At 35.7% G+C, this 3,193-nt stretch carries 3 protein-coding genes and 2 pseudogenes; 3 read left to right on the plus strand and 2 right to left on the minus strand.

Translation table 11 applies throughout. The annotated features are described in order from the left end of the window. The 3 genes and pseudogenes from MF4640_RS19205 to MF4640_RS18360 all read left to right on the plus strand — a co-directional run. A pseudogene (locus MF4640_RS19205) lies at positions 1-100 on the plus strand (IS1 family transposase); the annotation flags it as partial. A 28-nt stretch (positions 101-128) separates the two neighbouring features. Further along, positions 129-632: pseudogene (locus MF4640_RS18355) on the plus strand (IS4-like element ISAba33 family transposase); the annotation flags it as partial. A gap of 128 nt (positions 633-760) precedes the next feature. Beyond that, positions 761-1,798, plus strand: a complete 1,038-nt coding sequence (locus tag MF4640_RS18360; RefSeq protein ID WP_005249581.1) for a L,D-transpeptidase family protein — start codon at positions 761-763, stop codon at positions 1,796-1,798. A gap of 33 nt (positions 1,799-1,831) precedes the next feature. Here MF4640_RS18360 and MF4640_RS18365 read toward each other — a convergent pair whose 3' ends face one another. Further along, a complete protein-coding gene (locus MF4640_RS18365; RefSeq protein ID WP_017482446.1) occupies positions 1,832-2,197 on the minus strand; it encodes a hypothetical protein in 366 nt (121 codons plus the stop codon). A gap of 29 nt (positions 2,198-2,226) precedes the next feature. Further along, on the minus strand, positions 2,227-3,096 hold the full coding sequence (locus tag MF4640_RS18370; RefSeq protein ID WP_025468611.1) for a hypothetical protein: 870 nt from the start codon (positions 3,094-3,096) through the stop codon (positions 2,227-2,229). Positions 3,097-3,193: the final 97 nt, after the last annotated feature.

The raw sequence follows: 3,193 nt of genomic DNA on the forward strand, positions 1-3,193 counted from the left end.
GCGTGGATTTAGGAGAAGTTGCAACTTTTCTAAAAAGCTCGAAAATCATTTTAAAGCCTTTGATTTGACTTTCTTTTACCTTAATAACGGATTTGTTTAACGCCAGCATACTTTTTGAAACACCACCTAGTGATTTATTTCGTCATCTTCAAGTTGGTCAAACTGAATGTCGTAAACGACGTATTTGGGTTGGTCGAGTGAAACTGTATATTAGTGCGCTACGATTAGAAGATGGAGAACTTTTACTTGTTGTTTCTCCTATGTTGAATGCTTCAGCTATTCGTGATTATGCATTACGCTGGGAAATCGAAACCTTATTTAGTTGTCTCAAAGGACGTGGATTCAATCTTGAAAATACTCGTTTAACAGACCCTAGACGAGTCAAGAAATTGATAGCAGTGCTAGCTATCGGTTTCTGTTGGTGCTATTTAACAGGTGAATGGCAACATGATCGAAAAAAAGCGATAAAAATAAAGAAGCATGGACGACTTTCAGTAAGTTTATTTCGCTACGGTTTGGACCATGTTCAAATGGCTATTCTACGTTTGATTGGTTTTGGGAAAAAAGAAGAATTTAAGAAAGTGCTAGCAATTTTAAGAAAGAAAAAGCCTGATAGGACAAGGGCCCTATGAAATTTGTCGTGTACAGAGTTAAAATTGTTACAAAGCCGCATTTTATATACATTTTTAAATTATCAACTTTATTTAAAATATGAGTGCAGTTATTTTGATCAATAAAATTAGTTTGGGGGTTAGTCGTTATGTTGAGTCGCTTTTTAGTTATTTGCCTGAGTAGTATGTATATTTTTTCGACTTATACTCTTGCAGCTGAACCACAAAAATCACTTCCTCCTACCACTAACAATCTAAACAATTTAGCACTGTTAAACCAAGCCGACACATGGTCTTTAGATAATCTAAATAAAGCGGAGTGGTCGGACAATCTTGAAAAAGGCTATCTTCCTGTTTACGCAAAGTTACAAGTGCTGTTGAGTCGCCATTACTCATCCTCAGGTGCAATTGATGGCATATTGGGCCTAAATACTGTGAAAGCCATTTCCGCTTTTCAGATTATGAAGGGTTTAAGTGGTGACGGAATCTTAGACGCAAATACTTGGCAGCTTTTAAATGAAGATACAACTCAACCGACGTTTATTAAGTACACCATTACCACACAAGACTTAAAAGTTCCTTATGCTCAATCGATCCCTGTAGATTATGCTGAACAATCAAGAATGAAGGGCTTGTATTACACTCGTGTGACCGAAATGCTCGGTGAAAAATTCCATATGGATGAATTGTTTCTACAAAAAATTAATTCAGGCGCAAATTTTAATAAAGTCGGTGAAAAGATTATTGTCGCAAATGTAATAAATGTTTTGCCAAATAATGTGCAAAGCATTATTGCACACAAAGGTTCTAAACAATTATATTTGCTTAATCGACAAAATAAGATCATTGCATCTTTTCCTGCAACGATCGGGAGCGAAGATAATCCCTCACCCACTGGCACGCATGCCATCGGCAGTATCGTGTTCAATCCACATTATAGTTATAACCCTAAGAATTTTATTCAAGGCAAAAATCTTAAGCCCTTAAGCCTCCCCCCAGGACCCAACAACCCTGTAGGAAATATTTGGATTGGTTTATCTCGACCTTCTTTTGGGATTCATGGTACGCCAAATCCCGCCTTAATTTCTAAAACAGCATCGCATGGTTGTATCCGATTGACTAATTGGGATGCTAATAACTTAGCTAAAGTCCTCCATAAGGGGTTAACTGTAATTTTCTTGGAATGAAAAAATTTACCTCGCTATTTGAAAAATCAAAATTTAGCAATCAAGCGCTTGCGTTCTCAAGCTCAATTCCTCTTGTCTCTTCCCACAAAGCCAAGATTTCGCTAGGCGTATACTTTTCCCACTTTTCATAGTTGCCAATAATTGGGCACTAACAAACAGCTCAATCTCGGAATACGTCCAATTTCCAGGAAGATTCCTCGGATACTTAGGTTTTTCATCTTTATGGTCTAAATAATCTAAATAAGTCGATATTTTCTTAGCAAAAACAGTATCTTTAATAAACCTAGCGTTTTCATCACCCGATAGCTCTAAGGTGCGTAACCGATCACCTACAAATTTCGACTGATACCAAAACAAGCTCAAAATATGCTGTAAATCATATTTAAGAAGCATCCGCATTAAATCCAATTCCAAAGCATTATTTTTCTTTACAGGGATTTTTTGTATTGGCGAACAAAATCAAGCAAGGCATACACTTCATTTAATCTTTTATTTTTTATATATTTTTCAATTTCCTTGAAGTCTTTGATATAAACTTTTGAACCCATAATTTCCTCATACAGCCCAAAGGTCCACTGCTCTAGGTAATCGTAGCATTCAGGAATCACAAGATTTATGTCTGCCTTAAAATTTAAGGCTAAGTAAGTTTGAATTTCATGCGTTATATTTTCATTCAAATATTGTCTACAATCTGAATGTAGCTGGCGCAAATCAGCTTGTTTTTGTATAAATTCGTCAAATTCATTTGTTTTAAAAAGATAGCCTTTTTCAAATATTCTTTTTACAAGATCACCAGCACCATTGGCTTCGAGTTCAACAAATGAACGCCACTCATGTTGTGGCAAAACATTGTCTGTGCCAATCTTAATTTTGCTGAGCATAACATACAGAACTATTTTTTCTAAGTAACTGAGCTGCTGCTTCGGTGAATCTATTGGCTCATCTGACAATGTTGGAATACACAATTTAAACTCATTGAGATATTTGTTCATGTAATTTTGTACAGAGCGTCTACGGCAGTCATAGCATTCTAATTCTCTCTTGTAATTCTTCCAATCTTTAAAGCCTATGTCTTTACGTATAAAAATTTCATAATCGAAATAGCACTTTTTGCAGTTTTTTATTCCCGTATATTTTAAATGTCCACTGTGTTTAACGATTCTTTCCAATTTTGCAGATGAACTAATATCATATTTTTCCACTAATTTTTTTACAGAATAAGTGAACTGGTGCTTTTCAATTTCATTAAATTGCCAATAGTCTTGTAAGGCTTTGTTGCACAAAGATTTGAAATGCAAAGCGCCCCTAATTGAGCCAAATTTAAGGCGTAACTTGGGTAAGTGGTCGACCTAATTCCGTAAATCTGTTAAGGACTGCTACACGTGCATGGATCTC

The sequence above is a fragment of the Acinetobacter sp. MF4640 genome (genome assembly GCF_002018895.1).
In the GTDB taxonomy this organism is placed as follows: Bacteria; Pseudomonadota; Gammaproteobacteria; order Pseudomonadales; family Moraxellaceae; genus Acinetobacter; species Acinetobacter johnsonii.

What these genes read in the sequence shown, in the direction of transcription:
- MF4640_RS18360 (WP_005249581.1), top strand. Translation starts at nt 761, where the DNA reads ATGTTGAGTCGCTTTTTAGTTATTTGCCTGAGTAGTATGTATATTTTT.
- MF4640_RS18365 (WP_017482446.1), bottom strand. Translation starts at nt 2,197, where the DNA reads ATGCGGATGCTTCTTAAATATGATTTACAGCATATTTTGAGCTTGTTT.